General features: G+C 61.0%; 18 protein-coding genes. 14 read left to right on the top strand and 4 right to left on the bottom strand.

Annotated elements, in window-relative coordinates; genetic code table 11:
- The first annotated feature begins 44 nt into the window (after positions 1-44).
- Positions 45-1,856 (top strand): aspartate--tRNA ligase, encoded by a 1,812-nt coding sequence (gene aspS / locus Q1W40_RS03925; protein ID WP_300709098.1) that lies wholly within the window; start codon positions 45-47, stop codon positions 1,854-1,856.
- A 204-nt stretch (positions 1,857-2,060) separates the two neighbouring features.
- Here the strand turns inward: aspS and Q1W40_RS03920 are convergent, their stop codons facing one another.
- The 3 genes from Q1W40_RS03920 to Q1W40_RS03910 all read right to left on the bottom strand — a co-directional run bounded on the left by Q1W40_RS03920 (position 2,061) and on the right by Q1W40_RS03910 (position 3,713).
- Positions 2,061-2,444: an RNA-binding protein gene (locus tag Q1W40_RS03920; protein WP_300709096.1), complete on the bottom strand. Its 384-nt coding sequence runs from the start codon at positions 2,442-2,444 to the stop codon at positions 2,061-2,063.
- 238 nt (positions 2,445-2,682) lie between these two features.
- Positions 2,683-3,306, bottom strand: coding sequence for an ATP-binding cassette domain-containing protein (locus Q1W40_RS03915; protein WP_300709094.1), 624 nt, complete (start codon positions 3,304-3,306; stop codon positions 2,683-2,685).
- Between the two features lie 32 nt (positions 3,307-3,338).
- On the bottom strand, positions 3,339-3,713 hold the full coding sequence (locus Q1W40_RS03910) for a ribbon-helix-helix domain-containing protein (RefSeq protein WP_300709092.1): 375 nt from the start codon (positions 3,711-3,713) through the stop codon (positions 3,339-3,341).
- A gap of 387 nt (positions 3,714-4,100) precedes the next feature.
- Here Q1W40_RS03910 and Q1W40_RS03905 point away from each other — a divergent pair, with 387 nt between their 5' ends.
- The 9 genes from Q1W40_RS03905 to Q1W40_RS03865 all read left to right on the top strand — a co-directional run bounded on the left by Q1W40_RS03905 (position 4,101) and on the right by Q1W40_RS03865 (position 12,579).
- Positions 4,101-5,378 carry a PQQ-dependent sugar dehydrogenase gene (locus Q1W40_RS03905; protein WP_300709090.1) on the top strand — a complete coding sequence of 426 codons (1,278 nt, stop codon included), beginning with the start codon at positions 4,101-4,103 and terminating at the stop codon, positions 5,376-5,378.
- Between the two features lie 72 nt (positions 5,379-5,450).
- Positions 5,451-5,780, top strand: coding sequence for a cytochrome c (locus Q1W40_RS03900; RefSeq protein ID WP_300709088.1), 330 nt, complete (start codon positions 5,451-5,453; stop codon positions 5,778-5,780).
- A 46-nt stretch (positions 5,781-5,826) separates the two neighbouring features.
- Positions 5,827-7,938, top strand: coding sequence for a TonB-dependent receptor (locus Q1W40_RS03895; RefSeq protein WP_300709086.1), 2,112 nt, complete (start codon positions 5,827-5,829; stop codon positions 7,936-7,938).
- 44 nt (positions 7,939-7,982) lie between these two features.
- Positions 7,983-8,453 carry a dihydroneopterin triphosphate diphosphatase gene (gene nudB / locus Q1W40_RS03890; RefSeq protein WP_300709084.1) on the top strand — a complete coding sequence of 157 codons (471 nt, stop codon included), beginning with the start codon at positions 7,983-7,985 and terminating at the stop codon, positions 8,451-8,453.
- Positions 8,453-9,205 (top strand): endonuclease/exonuclease/phosphatase family protein, encoded by a 753-nt coding sequence (locus tag Q1W40_RS03885; protein ID WP_300709082.1) that lies wholly within the window; start codon positions 8,453-8,455, stop codon positions 9,203-9,205. The genes nudB and Q1W40_RS03885 overlap by 1 nt, the downstream gene beginning before the upstream one ends.
- A 2-nt stretch (positions 9,206-9,207) precedes the next feature.
- On the top strand, positions 9,208-10,437 hold the full coding sequence (clsB, locus tag Q1W40_RS03880) for a cardiolipin synthase ClsB (RefSeq protein WP_300709080.1): 1,230 nt from the start codon (positions 9,208-9,210) through the stop codon (positions 10,435-10,437).
- An 85-nt stretch (positions 10,438-10,522) separates the two neighbouring features.
- A complete protein-coding gene (gene folE, locus Q1W40_RS03875; protein WP_108324253.1) occupies positions 10,523-11,251 on the top strand; it encodes a GTP cyclohydrolase I in 729 nt (242 codons plus the stop codon).
- Between the two features lie 2 nt (positions 11,252-11,253).
- On the top strand, positions 11,254-11,676 hold the full coding sequence (locus Q1W40_RS03870; RefSeq protein WP_300709078.1) for a BLUF domain-containing protein: 423 nt from the start codon (positions 11,254-11,256) through the stop codon (positions 11,674-11,676).
- Between the two features lie 87 nt (positions 11,677-11,763).
- Positions 11,764-12,579 (top strand): DUF429 domain-containing protein, encoded by an 816-nt coding sequence (locus tag Q1W40_RS03865; protein WP_300709077.1) that lies wholly within the window; start codon positions 11,764-11,766, stop codon positions 12,577-12,579.
- A 99-nt stretch (positions 12,580-12,678) separates the two neighbouring features.
- Here Q1W40_RS03865 and Q1W40_RS03860 read toward each other — a convergent pair whose 3' ends face one another.
- The gene (locus Q1W40_RS03860) at positions 12,679-13,956 is read right to left on the bottom strand and encodes a DUF4113 domain-containing protein (protein ID WP_300709075.1); all 1,278 of its coding nucleotides are present in this window, start codon (positions 13,954-13,956) and stop codon (positions 12,679-12,681) included.
- 136 nt (positions 13,957-14,092) lie between these two features.
- Between Q1W40_RS03860 and Q1W40_RS03855 the strand changes: the two genes are divergently transcribed.
- The 4 genes from Q1W40_RS03855 to Q1W40_RS03840 all read left to right on the top strand — a co-directional run bounded on the left by Q1W40_RS03855 (position 14,093) and on the right by Q1W40_RS03840 (position 17,474).
- Positions 14,093-14,536 (top strand): SRPBCC family protein, encoded by a 444-nt coding sequence (locus Q1W40_RS03855; RefSeq protein WP_300709073.1) that lies wholly within the window; start codon positions 14,093-14,095, stop codon positions 14,534-14,536.
- Positions 14,537-14,695: 159 nt separating this feature from the next.
- Complete coding sequence (locus Q1W40_RS03850; RefSeq protein WP_300709367.1) at positions 14,696-15,991, top strand: SRPBCC family protein; 1,296 nt, start codon at positions 14,696-14,698, stop codon at positions 15,989-15,991.
- Entirely contained in the window at positions 15,988-16,470 is a 483-nt protein-coding gene (locus Q1W40_RS03845; protein WP_300709071.1) for a nuclear transport factor 2 family protein, read from the top strand. Before Q1W40_RS03850 ends, Q1W40_RS03845 begins: the two co-directional genes overlap by 4 nt.
- 17 nt (positions 16,471-16,487) lie before the next feature.
- Positions 16,488-17,474: a tripartite tricarboxylate transporter substrate binding protein gene (locus tag Q1W40_RS03840; protein WP_300709069.1), complete on the top strand. Its 987-nt coding sequence runs from the start codon at positions 16,488-16,490 to the stop codon at positions 17,472-17,474.
- The last annotated feature ends 5 nt before the right edge of the window (positions 17,475-17,479 follow it).

The following is a 17,479-nucleotide window of genomic DNA, read 5'->3' as shown; positions in this document are numbered from 1 at the left end:
GGCCAACGGCTGATGACCTCTTTGAATTTAGAAAGCAAAACAACATGTCCATGCGTTCCCACTATTGCGGTCTGGTGACCGAAGCCCTGAACGGCCAAACCGTGAGCCTGTGCGGCTGGGTCAACCGTCGCCGTGACCACGGCGGCGTGATCTTCATCGACCTGCGTGACCGCGAAGGCTATGTGCAAGTCGTGTGCGATCCCGACCGCCCCGAGATGTTCAAAGTGGCCGAAGACGTGCGCAACGAGTTTTGCGTGCAGATCAAAGGCGTGGTGCGTGCCCGCCCCGAAGGCACCACCAACGACAACCTCAAAAGCGGCAAGATCGAAGTGCTGTGCCATGAGCTGATCGTGCTCAACGCGTCGGTCACGCCGCCTTTCCAGATCGACGAAGACAACCTGTCCGAAACGACCCGCCTGACCCACCGCGTGCTGGACCTGCGCCGTCCGTACATGCAAAACAACCTGATGCTGCGCTACAAAGTGGCGATGGAAGTGCGCAAGTACCTCGATGAAAATGGTTTTGTGGACATCGAAACCCCCATGCTCACCAAGAGCACGCCCGAAGGCGCGCGTGACTATTTGGTGCCCAGCCGCGTGCACGACGGCCAGTTCTTTGCCTTGCCACAGTCGCCTCAGCTGTTCAAGCAGCTCTTGATGGTGGCTGGCTACGACCGTTACTACCAGATCACCAAGTGCTTCCGCGACGAAGACTTGCGCGCTGACCGCCAGCCCGAATTCACCCAGATCGATATCGAAACATCGTTCCTGACCGAAGAAGAAATCCGCGACATGTTCCAGGGCATGATCAAGCGCGTGTTCCAGAAAACCATCGGCGTGGACCTGGGCGAGTTCCCGGTCATGACCTACCAGGATGCGATGCACCTGTACGGCTCCGATAAGCCCGACCTGCGCGTGAAACTGCAGTTCACCGAAGTGACCGATGTCATGGGCGATGTGGACTTCAAAGTGTTCTCAGGCGCTGCCAACATGAAGGGCGGCCGCGTGGTGGCCCTGCGCGTGCCCAATGGTTCTGTTGAAGGCGGCGGCATCAGCCGTGGCGAGATCGACGCGTACACCGAGTTCGTCAAGATCTACGGTGCCAAGGGCTTGGCCTACATCCGCGTGAACGACCTGTCCAAGGGCCGTGACGGCTTGCAGTCGCCCATCGTCAAGAACATCCACGACGCGGCCCTCAACGCCGTGCTGGAGCGCTCGGGCGCGCAAAACGGCGACCTGATTTTCTTCGGTGCCGACAAGGACAAAATCGTCAACGACGCCATCGGCGCTTTGCGCATCAAGATTGGCCACAGCGAGTTCGGCAAGAAGAACGGTTTGTTTGAAAACCGTTGGGCCCCAATGTGGGTGGTCGACTTCCCGATGTTCGAGTTCGACGACGAAAGCCAACGCTACACCGCCGTGCACCACCCCTTCACCGCGCCCAAAGACGGCCACGAAGACTGGATGGTCACCGCGCCCGAGAAGTGCATCTCCAAGGGCTACGACATGGTGTTGAACGGCTGGGAAATGGGCGGCGGCTCGGTGCGTATCCACCGCGCTGACGTGCAGCAAAAAGTGTTTGATGCCCTCAAGATCACGCCCGAAGAAGCCCAACTCAAATTCGGCTTCTTGCTGGACGCCTTGCAATACGGTGCGCCTCCACATGGCGGCTTGGCCTTCGGTCTGGACCGCATCGTCACGCTGATGACCGGTGCCGAGTCGATTCGCGACGTGATCGCCTTCCCCAAGACACAGCGTGCCCAGTGCTTGCTCACGCAAGCGCCAAGCCCTGTGGACGAAAAGCAGTTGCGCGAATTGCACATCCGCTTGCGCAATGTGGATGCGGTCAAAGCTTAAACTGCACTGACGCTTTCACGCACAACGCCACCCTCGGGTGGCGTTGGTTTTTGTGCCCCAGCCCATGCAGGCACTGGCCGATGGGCACCCACAAAAAAGGCTTCAAAACCGAAGTCTTGAAGCCTTTTTTGTGTCTGTGCTCAGCGCAAAGCTGAGCCAGAAATTTTGTCACGGCATCACTGCCGTTAACGGGATACGCAGGGCTTAGTAGCCGCCGCGACCGCCGCCGTAGCCGCCACCGCCGGAGCGATCGCCACCGCCGTAGCCGCCACCGCCTGAACGGCCGCCACCGCCGTAACCGCCACCACCACCGAAACCACCGGTACGTGGAGGACGAGCTTCCATCGGACGGGCTTCGTTCACGGTGATGCTGCGGCCACCCAAAGATTGGCCATTCATGCCTTCAATGGCGGCTTGCGCTTCGGCATCGCTGCCCATTTCGACAAAGCCGAAACCTTTAGAACGACCTGTGTCGCGTTCCATCATGACTTTGGCGCTGGTGATGGCGCCGAATTCGCCGAAAGCCTGTTGCAGGTCTTCGTCGCGAACGGTGTACGGCAGATTGCCGACGTAAAGTTTATTGCCCATGGGGACTCCTCAGAAATACAAAAAACAAAGCGATGGGGTCCCGAAAGTACAACAAACCCGAAAAGTGCCGCCGTAGCGCGCGAAACTGACCGATCACCTGACTTGTGCCGTTTTTTAATCACGGGCACCGGTGCATTATGAGGCATAGATCGCAAATGTGTTGATTTGCGTGTTGTGTTGCTTATTTGAGTGCTTGGATTTGCGCCGTGGCGGTGGCTCAGTCAAGGCCCTGCCCGCATCACAGATGCACGATGCTGGCCAGTGGCAAATCGTCAGGCGCTTCGTAGTCGGCCACGACCCAGGCGCGGCTGGGGTGCTCGGCAGCTTCGCGCAAGAAGTCTTTGATGGCGCGGATGGATTTCAGGTCCAGTGCTGCAAAGGGTTGGTCCAGCAGCGTCACTGTGGCGCCCGAGGCCAGGGCCGCGATGACCATCACCTTCCGTCGGCTGCCGCTAGAGAGCATCTCCAGCCGTTTGGATCGGTGCTGCGTCATGTCGAGTGCATCGGCCAGGTCCTGCAGCAGCGCCTCGTTCCAGCGCGGGTAGCGTGGGCTCAGGGCATCCCAGCACGCTTGCACGGTGGCCTGGTCGTGTTCGGCGCCTTGGAGGTCCACCCAGAACACGTCGTCGTCAGGTGCGACGCTCACACTGCCCGATACGGCGGTCAAATCGCCCGCCAACAAACGCAGCAGACTGGTTTTGCCGGTGCCTTCGTCACCGGTCAGGGCTGTGACGCCCGCTGGAATGTCGAAGTGCAATGCGTCCAACAAGGGTTGGGCACCCGCAGGGCCTGCCGGGCCAGTCAGTCCTGTGACGGACAGGACCACGGCATGGTCCATGGTTTTTTGAATGTGTTGGAACATGCCCGCGATGTTAGCGCTTGTCCTAGCTCACATCAGCTGTGCAAGACCTCGGCCATGCTGGGGGTAAAGCGCTCAAAAGCGGACACGTTGCCGGGCAGGGGGTTGTCCAGCCCATCGGTGGTTTGCAACTGTTTTTCCAGTTCGATCATGCCGCGGCGCAAATAGCGCATGCAGGTCACGCGCAAGAAGGAGGCAAAGTTGGGCACTACGCCCCAATGGTCCAGGATTTCTTCGTGGAATTTGGTGATGAGCGCGTTGGTGGTGCAGTTCTCTGCCTCGGCCATTTCGGCCAAGATGTCCCAGGCCATGTTTTCCAGACGGATGCTGGTCAACACACCGTGGATGCGCACGGTGCGGGATTTTTGTTCGTACTGCTTGGGGTCTGCTTTGACAAAGTATTCACACATGGACAGGTCTTTTTTGTGCGGAGGGATCCCAAGACTTCTGGGCGTGACAGCGCAATGTAGTCAGTCGCTGTGTGTGGCGCTGTCACCTGTGTGAGTCGATGCGCGCCAAACAACGCTTTGAGTGCGGATAAAAATTTGCAAGTGCCATTAATTTTTTTCAATACGGCAGATCGCATGGCTGCAGTGCCTTGCTGGCAGAGGAGAAAGCGCTTTTTCAAGGCAAGCCCAACGGTGCAAGGGTTTACCTTGTAAGTAACGAGATACCACCATCGTCAGGGGGATGCATCAAATACTGCGCGTGGATGTCTGATCTTGATCGGGTCAAGAAAAGACTTCTTCAGACGCCACCCGAGTGGTGCTGAAATTTTCATTCAACAGGAGACACCCATGAAATTTCACCGTTTTGGCGCTGTGGCCGTGGCGGCATTGCTGGCCACTGCAGCCCACGCACAGCAAGGCAAGGACAACCTGGCCGCCATGCAGCAGATGAAGGTGGCCACCACCGATCTGAACATCCCCGTGGTGCCGCAAGCTGGCAAAAACGCCGACGCCATTCGCAACAACCTTAAGAAGATCAAGTTGCCCGAGGGCTTCAAGATCGACCTGTTTGCCATCGTGCCCGATGCTCGCCACATGGCCGTGGCCCCATCGACCAACATGCTGTTTGTTGGCACACGCAAGACCACCGTGTGGGCTGTGACCGACCGCAACAGCGATGGTGTGGCCGACGAGGTCAAGGCCTTTGCCCCATCCTTGAACTTCAAGGTGCCCAACGGTGTGTGCTGGACCAAAGACGGTTTCCTGATCGTGGCCGAGCACAACCGCGTGCTGACCTTCCCCGCAGCCGAGTTCTTCTATGAAGGTCCGGACGTGGCCGTGGGCACCGTGGTGCCACAGGGCAAATTGATCCCGACCGAGTACGAGTCCTACAACCACGGTGCGCGCACCTGCCGCGTGGGTCCGGACAACAAGCTCTACATCACGCTGGGCCAGCCCTTCAATGTGCAGCCTGCCGACAAGATCGACGAGTTCAACCGTTTGGGCATTGGCGGCATCGTGCGCATGGACCTGGACGGCAAGAACCGCGAAGTGTTCTCCATCGGTGCACGCAACTCGGTGGGCCAGGACTTCAACCCCAAAGACGGCACCCTGTGGTGGACCGACAACCAGACCGATGGCCTGGGCAATGACATCCCGCCGGGCGAGTTGAACCGCTCGACCAAGAAGGGTGAGCACTTCGGTTACCCCTACTGGGGCGGTCATTACAAAGTCGCAGGCAGCCCTGCTGCAGCTGACCTGAAGGACATGAAGGAGCCCGCCAACGTCGTGTTCCCGCAAGTCGAGTTGCCCGCCCACCAGGCGCAATTGGGCATGACCTTCTACTCGGGCAAGCAGTTCCCTGCCAAATACCGGGGTGGTGTTTTCCTGGCCGCACACGGCTCTTGGAACCGCAGCCCCGCCAGTGGCGCACTGATCCAGTACGTGCCCGTCAAGGCCGATGGCACGGCTGGCAAGCTGGAGACCTTCGCCGAAGGCTGGCTGGACAGCGAAACCGGCATCTACAACGGCCGTCCGGTCGATGTGGCTGTGATGAAGGACGGCTCGCTGTTGATCTCTGACGATTACGCCGGTGCCATCTATCGCGTGACCTACAGCGGCAACTGATCGCTGGTTTGAAAGTCAAGCACCCGGGTGAGCCCCGGGTGCTTTTTGTTGGATTTATTCGGTAGTTCCCTCATGAAAATTTCAGATTCACTGTGCTGGTCTTTCGTATGGCTTTTGGCTGTGGGCACATCTGCTGCGCAGGCGGCCGGCAACCCCAAGGCCGGTCAGGCCATCGCCAGCCAGTGTGCGGCATGCCATGGTGTCAAGGGCTTGGCCACGTTGCCCAGTGCGCCCAACTTGGCAGGGCAGTCCTTGCAGTACCTCGATGAGCAGTTGAAGCTCTACCGCAGCGGCAAGCGGCAAAACGAAACCATGGTCTTGATGGCCAAGCCGCTGACGGATCAGCAAATCGAAGACCTGGCCGCGTGGTACAACTCGATCCCAATCCAGATCGCTCCCTGAACCTGTTTGACGGCAGGGCGTTGAAGACAGACATTGAAAGCAGCATGTGAAATCTCGTATTTATCTCGCGGGTGTTTTGGGTTTGGTGGGCGCAACGGCCCATGCGCAAAGCACCGATGAAGTCACGGTCCAAAGCGGTCGCCTGGCGCAAAAGCAGTTCGATGCACCTGCTTCTGTGCGTGTCATCGATGGCGAATCGATCCGCAACGCAGGTGCACAAGTCAACCTGTCAGAAGCCCTGGCCCAAGTGCCCGGCGTGGTGGCGCTCAACCGCAACAACTACGCGCAGGACTTGCAAATTTCCATTCGCGGCTTTGGCTCGCGTTCGGCTTTTGGCCTGCGCGGCATACGCCTGATCACCGACGGCATCCCGGCCACCACGCCCGACGGGCAAGGCCAGGCCTCCACGGTGAGCTTGACTTCGGCTGAGCGCATTGAAGTGCTGACCGGGCCTCTGGCGCAGCTGTACGGCAACTCGGCCGGTGGCGTGATCCAGACCTTCACGCGTGAAGCCGGGGAGCAGCCTCAGCTGGATGTCTCCACCACCATGGGCAGCTATGGCCTGCGCCGCCATGACCTGCAGTTCAGCGGTCGCACCGGCAATGTCGGCATCGTGGCCGACTACAGCACCTTCGACATCGACGGCTACCGCAAGAACAGCGCCGCACAGCGCAAGCAATTCAATGGCGTGCTGACCACGCAACTGCAGGAAGACACCAAGCTGAAGCTGGTGGCCAATGTCTTTGACATGCCGATGGCGCAGGACCCTTTGGGCCTGAAAATGTCAGAGCTGCAGCCCGACCCACGGCGCGCAGGCAACAACGCCGAGTTGGACCGCACCCGTAAAAGCGTGCAGCAAAACCAGCTGGGCGCGGTGCTCGATCACCGGTTCAGCGACAGCCTGCAAATGCAATGGCGCGTGTACACCGGCACCCGCACCAACCTCCAATACCAAGCCAGAACGGCGGTGGCCGGCTCGGCATGGGTGGGCCTGGAACGCGACTTCTACGGACTGGGTGCACAGCTCAAAGGCAAGGCGCAAGACTTGGCCCACGGCCCGGTGGATTGGGTGCTCGGATTCGATCTGGACCAAAGCGCCGAGCGCCGCCAGGGCGGTGACACGGTCAACGGTGAAAAATTCGGTGCTCTCAAACGCGACGAACTCAACAAAGCCAGCAACAACGACGCCTATGGCCAGGTGAACTGGCATTGGACCGATGGTCAAGGCCATAACCCCTACACCTTCACTGCTGGTCTGCGCCACAGTCAGATCAAGCTGGAAAACCGGGACGACTTGCCTTTGGTCGACGGCAATGGCATGGGCAGCGTGCGCTACATCGCCACCAGTCCCGTGCTCGGGGCGACATGGCACGCGCTCGACACGCTCAATGTTTACGCCAACTGGGGCAAGGGCTTTGAAACGCCCACTCTGGCCGAAGCGGCATACACAGTGGACAACAGCGCGATCAAAGGGCTCTTCAACACGGGCTTGCTGGCCTCGCGCAGTCAGCACAGCGAAGCGGGCCTGAAATGGACACCCGCAGCTGCCACACGCGTGGACGCCAGCGTGTTCCGCATCACTACGGACAATGAGATCGTCACGCTCAAGAGTGCGGGCGGCAAGACGGCGTATAAAAATGCAGCCCGCACTTTGCGCGAAGGCAGCGAGCTGTCCTTGCAGCATGCCTGGTCTGCCCAATGGCGCAGTCAGTTGTCCATGGCCTGGTTGCGGGCGGTGTATGACGCAGACTTCAGCTCGGGCACCACCCCTGTGCCATCGGGCAAGCGCATGCCCGGCATTCCGGACCAGCAGCTGTTTGCCTCGATGCAATGGGCGGAGCAGGGCTTTGTCTCCAAAGCCAATCCACGCCCCCTGGGCTGGTCCGCTTCGGCCGACTGGGTGGCGCGCTCGGCCTTCTGGGCCAATGATCTCAACGATGCCGATGCCCGTGTAGCGGGTGGCGGTCAGTTGAACTTGCGCGTGCGTCACCGCAGTGTGTGGGGGCCGGTGCGTGCAGAACTGTGGGCCGGTGTGGACAATGTGACAGACACCGCCATGGTGGGCTCGGTCGTCGTGAACCAGGCGGCCAAGCAATACTTCGAGCCCGGCCTGCCCCGCAATTGGATGACCGGGATCAAACTGTCGGTGCCTTTGTGATCTGACAGTCCGGTGGGCTGAACGCAGCGTCCTAGAATGAATGCATGGACGCTGCGTCACGCATTTACAAAATCCCCGAATCCGTGCTGGTGGTGATCTACACCCCCAGCCGTCAGGTCTTGCTGATCCGCCGCGTGGATGCTGGCACTTGGCAGTCGGTCACCGGCAGCAAGGATTTTCTGCACGAAGACTGGGCCGAGACGGCCGTGCGTGAGGTGCAAGAGGAAACCGGCATCGATGCGCTGCACCCGCAGTGCCAGTTGCAAGACTGGCAGCTCGAAAACACTTACGACATCTACCCGGCCTGGCGCTGGCGTTACGCGCCTGAAGTCAGCCGCAACACCGAGCGGGTGTTTGGCCTCTTGGTGCCCGAAGGCACGCCGGTGACCCTGAGTCCGAGCGAGCACACCGAATGGCAGTGGCTGAACTGGCAGCAGGCGGCGGACACCTGTTTTTCGCCATCGAACGCAGAAGCGATTTTGATGCTGCCGCGATTTGCCCAAGAGGGTGCGTGATGCCCCAGCGCCATGAACACCCCACGCTGCGGGTGGCCACTTGGAACATCCACAAAGGTGTGCAGGGTCTTGGGCCTGTGCGGCGGCTGGAGATCCACAACATTGGCCATGCGGTGGAGCAGCTGGATGCCGACATCGTTTGCCTGCAGGAAGTGCGGCGCATGAACCGGCGCGAAGCACTTCACTTTGCCCATTGGCCTGCCCAGCCGCAGGCCGACTATTTGGCGCCCGAGGGTTACGAAGCGGTGTACCGCACCAACGCCACCACGCGCCACGGCGAACATGGCAACGCCATGCTCTCGCGCTGGCCCGTGCTGTCGCACCAGCACCGCGACATCTCGGACCACCGGTTTGAGCAGCGCGGCTTTTTGCACACCGAAGTGCAGGTGGTGGACCGCGTGGTGCATGTGATCGTGGTGCATCTTGGGCTGGTGCCCGCCAGCCGCGTGCGTCAGACGCAAGCTTTGCTGGACTACATCGCAGCCCACATTCCGAGCCACGCGTCAGTGTTGGTGGCGGGGGATTTCAACGACTGGGGCACCGGACTGGGGCGGCGCATGGCGGCTTCGGGCTTTGCCGAGTGGCGCGATCAGCCGACACCCACTTACCCCTCTCGCTTGCCCTTGAACCAGCTCGACCATGTCTATGCCCGTGGCCTTCGCCCAGTGCGCGCCATGGTGCCCGCTGGGCGCATCTGGCCACGCATGTCTGACCACTTGCCGCTGGTGGCCGAGCTGGCTTGGACCGACTGACGATGCGCCACAACCCGCCCTTGCGAGACGGCCACCAGATCAAGCTGATCGAGGGCGGCCAGGCCTACTTCGAGTCGCTGGTGTCGGCGCTCGAGCAAGCCCGCTCGCAGGTGCACATGGAAACCTATATTTTTGATTTCCACGGCGCGGCCTTGATGGTGGCCGAAGCGCTGGAGCGCGCCGCCTTGCGAGGCGTGCGGGTTTGGCTGGTGGTGGACGGTGTGGGCACCCCCCTGCTGCCAGCCGAGTGGCGTGAGCGTTTCGAGCGCGCCGGTGTGGCCTGGCACATTTATTCGCCCTTGGGCACTTTGGGTTTGTTGATCCCCAGCCGTTGGCGCAGGCTGCACCGCAAGCTGTGCGTGGTCGATGGGCACCTGGCGTTTTGCGGCGGCATCAACATCCTGGACGATTGGTATGACCCGCATCATGGCGCCTTGCCCGAGCCCCGCTTTGATTTTGCAGTGTGCGCCCGAGGGGCCTTGGTGCAGCAGATGCAAGAGACCATGTCGCAGCTGTGGTGGCGCATCCAGGGCGTGCGCCATGTGCGTCAGCAAAAGTTTCCCGAGGCCTTCAGCTCCTTTCGGGCGGCGGGTCTGCACTTGCCCTGGTCGCACGAGGCCGGTGGTGCGGCGCAGGCCCATGTCGTGGCCAAAGCGGGCTTGCTTTTGCGTGACAACGTGCTGCACCGCACGCAGATCGAGAAAGCGTATTTGCGGGCCATCGGCGCGGCGCGCCATGAAATTGTCATCGCCAATGCCTACTTTTTGCCCGGACGTCGTTTGCGCAAGGCCTTGATCCATGCGGCGCAGCGGGGCGTGCGGGTGCGTTTGCTGCTGCAAGGGCGCTACGAATATTTCATGCAGTACCACGCGACCCGGCCGGTCTATGGCGTGTTGTTGGCCGCAGGGGTGGAGATTCATGAGTACGAAGCCAGTTTTCTGCACGCCAAGGTGGCTGTGGTCGACCCTGATCACGACCGCCCCTGGGCCACGGTGGGGTCGTCCAACCTGGACCCTTTGAGTTTGCTGCTGGCTCGGGAGGCCAATGTGGTGGTGGCCGACCAGGTGTTTGCGCGGCAATTGCACCAGCGCTTGAGCCGCGCCATCGATGAGCAAAGCAGCCCTGTGGTGGCCGATACCTACACCCAAAGACCCTGGCCGCAAAGGCTGCGTGACCGCGTGGCCTTTGGCCTGATGCGCTTGGCCTTGTTTTTGAGCGGCAACCGCTACTGAGGCCGTAGTCCTTCGCCCGGGCATGGGTGTTGGCCGGGCGGCCGGGCCAGCTTGTTCAATCGCTGTTACGATCCTTGCCATGTTAATGAAAGCCCCAGACGCCATGACTGCTTCTGCCGCCACGCCCGAAGACGAAGGCGTTCCTGTTTCCGTCAAGATCCGCGAGCGCATCCATGCGGCCCGCAAACGCTTCCACGCCAACGACAACATCGCCGAATTCATCGAACCCGGTGAGCTGGACAAGTTGCTGGACGAAGTCACCGCCAAGATGGAAGGTGTGCTCGATTCGCTGGTGATTGACACCGTGAACGACCACAACACCGGCGACACCGCCCGCCGCGTGGCCAAGATGTATTTGAAGGAAGTGTTCAAAGGCCGTTATGTGGACGGCCCCGAGATCACCGAGTTCCCCAACGCCGAGCACCTCAACGAGCTGATGATCGTCGGCCCGATCACCGTGCGCAGCGCCTGCAGCCACCACTTTTGCCCCGTGATCGGCAAGATATGGATCGGCGTGTTGCCCAACGAACACACCAACGTGATTGGCCTGTCCAAGTACGCTCGCCTGGCCGAATGGATCATGGGCCGCCCCCAGATCCAGGAAGAAGCCGTGGTGCAACTGGCCGACCTGATCCAGCGCAAAACCCAGCCCGATGGCCTGGCCATCGTCATGGAGGCCAGCCACTACTGCATGGGTTGGCGCGGCGTGAAAGACATGGACAGCAAGATGATCAACTCGGTCATGCGCGGTGCCTTCCTCAAGGACCCGAACCTGCGCCGTGAATTCCTGTCCCTGATTCCTGGAAAGAACTGACCATGTTGGTACGCCTGCTTTACGCCAGCCGCGCTGTGGACACCCGTGCGGAGACCATCGAATCCATCCTGGCCCAGTCCCGCCAGTTCAACCCGTCCAGCGGCATCACCGGCATCCTGTGCTACGGCGGCGGCATCTTTTTGCAAGCCATCGAAGGCGGGCGCAATGCCGTGAGCGATCTGTATGGCCACATCCAGAAAGACGCGCGCCACAAGGATGTGGTTTTGCTGCATTACGAAGAAATCAGCGAGCGCCGCTTCGGTGGTTGGACCATGGGCCAGGTCGACGCCTCGCGCGTGAACACCAACATCTTGCTCAAGTACTCCGAGCGTGCCGAGCTGGACCCCTACAGCGTGTCGGGCAAAGTGTCGCTGGCCCTGCTCGAAGAGCTGATGGCCACTGCATCCATCATCGGCCGGGCCTAACGCTTTAGGCGTTCACTTCTGTCGCAAAAGAAGAGGTCCGAGCCGAGGCTTTTCTGTAGGAGCGACGCCCTCGTCGCGAAATTACCCATGCATCTCATCGGCTGTGATTTCTCCAGCAGCCCCTCCAAGCGCAAGCCCATCGTGCTGGCACAGGGCCAGGCGCGGCAGGGCAGGGTGCAGCTGCAAGCCCTGCACACCTTTGACACCCTGAGTGCGTTTGGCGAGTGGCTGGCGCAGCCTGCCGATTGGGTGGGTGGTTTTGACCTGCCCTTTGGCCTGCCGCGTGAGCTGGTCGAGACACTGGGCTGGCCCACCGACTGGACCGCCTGCATGGACCATTACTGTGCCTTGGAGCGCTCCCAAATTCGCGAACAGTTTGCGGCGTTTTGCAACGCCCGCCCGGCTGGCGGCAAGTTTGCGCACCGCGCTGCCGACAAACCCGCAGGCTCCAGCCCGTCCATGAAATGGGTCAACCCGCCCGTGGCCTACATGCTGCACGCGGGTGTGCCCCTGCTGCGCCAAGCGGGTGTGCACCTGCCCGGTTTGCATGCGGGCGATGCCCGCCGCGTGGCGCTGGAGGCCTACCCCGGCTTGCTGGCGCGTGAGATGCTGGGTAACCGCAGCTACAAAAGCGACGACAAAGCCAAGCAAACGCCCGAGCGCCTGCTGGCCCGGCGCGAATTGCTGGGCGCGCTCGAGCGTGGGCAAACCCGCTTGGGTTTCCGTCTGGTGGCCAGCAATGCGCTGATGGGCCGCCTGGCCGATGACGCCAGCGGCGATGCGCTCGACGCCACCTTGTGCCTGATGCAGGCTGCCTGGGCGCAGCAGCAGCACGAAGCCGGGCACTCGCAATACGGCTTGCCGCCCTGCGATCCGCTCGAAGGCTGGATCGTCACCGCCTGACCCTTTGATCCCTGACCGTGTGGGAGCCGCGCCCCCGCGGCGAATGTCTGAGGTCTGCGAGCGCTCTATCGCGGCGAGGGCGCCGCTCCCACCACAGCCTCAGCGCTCCGTCTCCAGATCCGGAATCCGGTTGAACGCGATGCGCATGGGCGCGGCATCCAACGTGTGGTGGGCGCTGGCGAAGTACACCGTGTTTTTGCCTTGTGCGCGGTTGAGTGCGTCCATAGCCGACATGAGGCGGGCCCGGTCGCGCAATGTGCTGTGGTTTTGCAAGGTTTGTGCAGCAGTGGCTTCGGGGGGAGGCAAGGTGTCAAACAAATCGGGGGTGTGCTGACTGGCCAGCACCAAGCCGCACAGCTGAATGCCCACGGCCTTGGGGCCTTGCAACCGGTGCAAGCCACTGAACCACAGCTGGTCCAGCGTGTTCAGCAAAAAGCCGGTGTCCTGTGTTTCGCCCACCTGCACAGAGCGCTCGCCGCCCGATTCGCGCTGCCAGCGGTGGTCACAGCGCACAAACACCTGCATGGCCGTGGCGTAAAAGCCCTGCTTGCGCAGCCGCATGCCCGCCTTTTGCGTCAGCCGGTGCAGCACTTGGCGGGCCCCCTCGGGGTGGCGCAAGTCGGGCGGCAACACATGCGAATGCCCCAGCGACCGCGCCACGGTGGCGCGTGGCCCGTACCACTGGCCGCGCAGTTTGTCGTACATGTCAGCCCCCGCCAAGCCGCCCCAAGCTGTGTGCAGCAAATCTCGCGGCGCGGCATAGAGCTGTTCCATCGTCTCGATGCCGCAGCGCGACAAGCGCTCGCGCATGCGCGGGCCAATGCCTTGAATGTCTGACAGCTTCAGTGGATACAGCCGCTCGGGCAACTCGTGCTGCTCGATCACCGTCAGGCCATCGGGCTTGTGCATGTCGGAGGCCAGCTTGCCCAGCAGCGTGTTGGGCGCGATGCCAATCGAGCTGCGCAGGCATTCGCCCACGCTGCGCTGCACCTCGGCCTTGACCTGATGCGCCAATGCGATGGCCCGGTCACGTTCACGCCAGCGGCCCGTCAGCTCGCACTCCATCTCGTCAATCGACAACACCTGACGCACTGGCACGATCCGATCCACCGCCGCCACGGCTTGCTGGTGAATCTCGACATATTTGGCATGGTCGGCCAGCACGATGGCGATGCCCGGACACAAACGCTTGGCCTCGGCCACGCCCGTGCCCGTCTTCACCCCGAAGGCCTTGGCTTCAATGCTTGCCGCAATGCAACACGAGGAATCGGTCACGACCGGCACCACCCCCACCGGCCGCCCACGCAGGGCCGGGTTCAGGTGCTGCTCGACCGAGGCGAAGTAGCTGTTGAAGTCAACGAAGAGGGTGCGGAGCATGCCTTGAATATACTGTAAATAATCACAGTGTCCATGCATTCGATCACCGCTTGAAGCACAGAAAGTGTGAAGCATCGGGCGAGCAGGCTGTTGTGCCCCTGATAAGCTTCAAGTCCCTCTGAAGGAATGACTTTCCATGACCCACACCGTCCGTTTTCAACGCGTGCTGCGTGCCCCTGCTGATCGCATCTTCCGTGCGTTCATCGACCCCGATGCCATGGCCAAGTGGTTGCCGCCGCACGGCTTCACCGGTCGAGTGCACGAGATGGATGCGCGTGTGGGGGGCAGCTACCGCATGTCGTTCACCAATTTGGGCAATGGACAGTCGCACAGCTTTGGTGGCACCTTTTTGGAGCTGTTGCCCAACGAGCGTTTGAGCCACACCGACACATTTGATGACCCGAATTTGCCTGGGCAGATGACCACGACGGTGACTTTCAAGCCTGTGTTGGTGGGTACCGAGGTGAACATCGAGCAGTCGGGCATCCCCGAGATGATCCCGCCCGAAATGTGTTGTCTGGGTTGGCAAGAGTCGTTGACTTTGCTGGCGTTGCTGGTCGAGGCGGAGATTCCAAGTTGAACTTTGGAGTTGCGGCGCATGCGCAAGCCTGTCGGCTCATTGGGAAATGCGTGCTCTGCACGCTGGCTGGCTCAGTCATCTGCATGACAAGTGCCCTGAGGACTTGGCCTTATGTTTGGGCTTAACCATTCTCCAACGTGAAAGCCCAGCTTGACCGATATGAACACGCCAGCCCATGCCAGCCACGAAGCCGTGGTGCGCGGCCCCACCAGCTCGCGAGAAAAGACTGCCCGCCCATGGCCTGCCGAGGGCTATACCCGGGCCCCGTATTGGGTCTACACCGACCCAGACATTTACGCACAGGAACAAGTCAAGATCTTCCGGGGCAAGACCTGGAACTATTTGGGCCTGGAGGCCGAAGTGCCCGAGGTGGGCAGCTTCAAAACCACTTACATCGGTGACCAGTCGGTGGTGCTGACCCGGGCGGAAGATGGCTCACTGCATGCGGTGGTCAACCGCTGCGCGCATCGGGGCAATATGCTGTGCCGCGATGCCTTTGGCCAGGTCAAGAAGCTTTATTGCGTCTACCACGCCTGGAACTACAACCTCAAAGGTGACCTCACGCACGCGGCGTTCAGCCACGGTTTGCGCGGCGAGGGCGGCTTACCCAAAGACTTTCAACTGTCCGAACATGGTCTGCACAAATTGCGTGTGGAAACGATTTGCGGTCTGGTCTTTGCGACCTTCTCTCATGATGTCGAGTCCCTGGAAGCCTGGCTGGGTGATGTGGCCGCAGGCATCCGACGTGTGCTGCACAAGCCTTTGAAGGTGCTGGGCTACGACACCCAGCGCATCCATGCCAACTGGAAGACGTACCACGAGAACCCTCGGGACTCGTACCACGCCAACATCCTGCACACTTTCTACGGCACCTTTGGTTTGTCGCGCCAGTCCCAAGAGTCGGGCATGACGCTCGATCAAAGCGGCCGCCATGTGTATTTCTACACCAAGGCCGGCACCGAAAAAAAGTCGGAAGACTTTGACAAAACCAGCGCCGCCTTGCGGTCCGTGAACGACGACATGAAGCTGGAGGACCCCAGCATCCTCAAGTGGCGTGATGAGTTTGGTGATGGCGTGAGCGTGCAGATCCTGACGACCTACCCCAGCTTCGTGCTCCACCAAATTGCCAACAGCTTGGCGACCCGGCAGCTCATTCCGCGCGGTGTGGGCGAGTCGGATTTGGTCTGGACCTATTTTGGTTTCGCCGATGACGACGAGGCCACCACGCAAACCCGCTTGGTGCAAGCCAATCTGGCCGGATCGGCCGGCATGATCTCGGTCGAGGATGCGGCTGTTTGCGAGATGATGCAAAAAGCCATGGCCGATGGGCAAAGCGGCGAGAGCTTCATTGAGATGGGCGGCAAAACGCTGGAAAGCGGCGGCACCAGCAAACTCTCGGAGCGCGCCATCCGCAACTTCTGGCACAACTACCGATCAGACATGGACTTGGCATGAGCGCGCAACACGATCAACATTTCCGGGCGGTTGAAAACCTCATCTACGAATGGGCCCGTGCCATCGACGAAGACCGGGTGGAAGCCATTGCAGCGCTCTTGCTGCCCGATGGCCGCTACACCGTGCAGTCGCGCTTCAACCATGACCGGGGCTTGCCCATGGCCATCATCGACGCCCGCAGTGCCGCGCAGCTGCGCGACCGCATCAAGTCCATGCGCGTGGCCAACATTTACGAGCCACACCACTACCGGCACATCCTGTCGGGTGTGCAAATCGTGGGCGAGGCCGATGGCGTGCTGCAGGTGCGCTCGAATTACCTGGTGGTGCGCACCATGTCGCTGGACGGTGACATGGCCATTTTTTCCACCGGCCAATGCCATGACGAAGTTCTGATCACGCCAGAGGGACCGCGTTTCAAAAAGCGCTTGTTCTTGTACGACTCGCGCATCATCGAAACCTTGTTGGTCATTCCCCTTTGAAACGCTGAAAGCTTGCCATGACACACCACCGTCGCCGTGAATTCCTGAGCGCTTCTTTGGCCCTGAGCTTGCCTGGGTGGGCCACCACTGCGGGGGCGCAAAGTCCTGCAGCCTGGCCGCAAAAGACCCTCAAGATTTTGGTGCCCAACCCTGCAGGTGGCAGTGCCGACTTGTTCCCCCGCTTGGTCTCGGAAGCCTTGTCCAGCAAGCTGGGGCAAACGATCGTGATCGACAACAAGCCGGGTGCGGCAGGCAATATCGCCGCCGAGATGTTGTTCAACGCCGAACCAGACGGCTACACCTTGATGGCTGCGCCGCCGCCGCCTTTGTCGATCAATGTGAGCCTGTACCCCAAGCTCAATTACGACCCGGCCAAGTTCGTGCCGATCACGGTGTTCTCTTTGGTGCCCAATGCCTTGATGGTGCACCCCTCGGTGCCCGCCAATTCGGTCCAAGAGCTGATCGCTTACGCCAAAGCCAACCCCGACAAACTCAGCTATGCCTCTCAAGGCAACGGCTCCACAGCGCACCTGACAGCAGAGTTGTTCAAGCAAAAAACCGGCACCAAGCTGGTCCATGTGCCCTACAAAGGCGATGCGCCGGCCATGGCCGATTTGCTGGCCGGGCATGTCAACGTGATGTTTGGCAATGTGGCGCAAGCCTCGGCCCATTTGCGCAATGGCAAGCTCAAGGTTCTGGCCGTCACCAGCGCCAAGCGCATCCCGAGCATGCCGCAGACGCCTGCCTTGCAGGAGATCGTCCCCGGCGTGGTGGCGGTGGCCTGGTTCGCCTTGGTGGCACCCCCCAAAACGCCCATGGCCATCGCGCAGCGCTTGTCCAGTCTGATCAGCGACATCTTGCGCACCCCTGAAATGCAACGCCGCTTTGCCGAGGTGGGGGCCGAGCCTGTAGGCAATACGCCAGAAGAGATGGCGCAATGGATGAAGGAAGACACCGAGCGTTGGCGTCAGGTCATCAAAAACGGTGGCGTGACCATCGACTGACCCAC

Source organism: Limnohabitans sp. (genome assembly GCF_030158565.1).
Taxonomy (GTDB): Bacteria; Pseudomonadota; Gammaproteobacteria; order Burkholderiales; family Burkholderiaceae_C; genus Limnohabitans_A.
Note: the sequence above shows the minus strand (reverse complement) of the source record. Positions and strands in the feature narration are given on the sequence as shown.

Bases quoted from the DNA above. Each gene is read 5' to 3' on its own strand.
- Q1W40_RS03865 (WP_300709077.1), top strand. From the start codon at position 11,764: ATGCATCTCATCGGCTGTGATTTCTCCAGCAGCCCCTCCAAGCGCAAG.
- Q1W40_RS03900 (WP_300709088.1), top strand. From the start codon at position 5,451: ATGAAAATTTCAGATTCACTGTGCTGGTCTTTCGTATGGCTTTTGGCT.
- Q1W40_RS03885 (WP_300709082.1), top strand. From the start codon at position 8,453: ATGCCCCAGCGCCATGAACACCCCACGCTGCGGGTGGCCACTTGGAAC.
- Q1W40_RS03905 (WP_300709090.1), top strand. From the start codon at position 4,101: ATGAAATTTCACCGTTTTGGCGCTGTGGCCGTGGCGGCATTGCTGGCC.
- Q1W40_RS03910 (WP_300709092.1), bottom strand. From the start codon at position 3,713: ATGTGTGAATACTTTGTCAAAGCAGACCCCAAGCAGTACGAACAAAAA.
- clsB (WP_300709080.1), top strand. From the start codon at position 9,208: ATGCGCCACAACCCGCCCTTGCGAGACGGCCACCAGATCAAGCTGATC.
- aspS (WP_300709098.1), top strand. From the start codon at position 45: ATGTCCATGCGTTCCCACTATTGCGGTCTGGTGACCGAAGCCCTGAAC.
- Q1W40_RS03860 (WP_300709075.1), bottom strand. From the start codon at position 13,956: ATGCTCCGCACCCTCTTCGTTGACTTCAACAGCTACTTCGCCTCGGTC.
- Q1W40_RS03915 (WP_300709094.1), bottom strand. From the start codon at position 3,306: ATGTTCCAACACATTCAAAAAACCATGGACCATGCCGTGGTCCTGTCC.
- nudB (WP_300709084.1), top strand. From the start codon at position 7,983: ATGGACGCTGCGTCACGCATTTACAAAATCCCCGAATCCGTGCTGGTG.
- Q1W40_RS03855 (WP_300709073.1), top strand. From the start codon at position 14,093: ATGACCCACACCGTCCGTTTTCAACGCGTGCTGCGTGCCCCTGCTGAT.
- Q1W40_RS03850 (WP_300709367.1), top strand. From the start codon at position 14,696: ATGAACACGCCAGCCCATGCCAGCCACGAAGCCGTGGTGCGCGGCCCC.
- Q1W40_RS03870 (WP_300709078.1), top strand. From the start codon at position 11,254: ATGTTGGTACGCCTGCTTTACGCCAGCCGCGCTGTGGACACCCGTGCG.
- Q1W40_RS03845 (WP_300709071.1), top strand. From the start codon at position 15,988: ATGAGCGCGCAACACGATCAACATTTCCGGGCGGTTGAAAACCTCATC.
- Q1W40_RS03920 (WP_300709096.1), bottom strand. From the start codon at position 2,444: ATGGGCAATAAACTTTACGTCGGCAATCTGCCGTACACCGTTCGCGAC.
- folE (WP_108324253.1), top strand. From the start codon at position 10,523: ATGAAAGCCCCAGACGCCATGACTGCTTCTGCCGCCACGCCCGAAGAC.
- Q1W40_RS03840 (WP_300709069.1), top strand. From the start codon at position 16,488: ATGACACACCACCGTCGCCGTGAATTCCTGAGCGCTTCTTTGGCCCTG.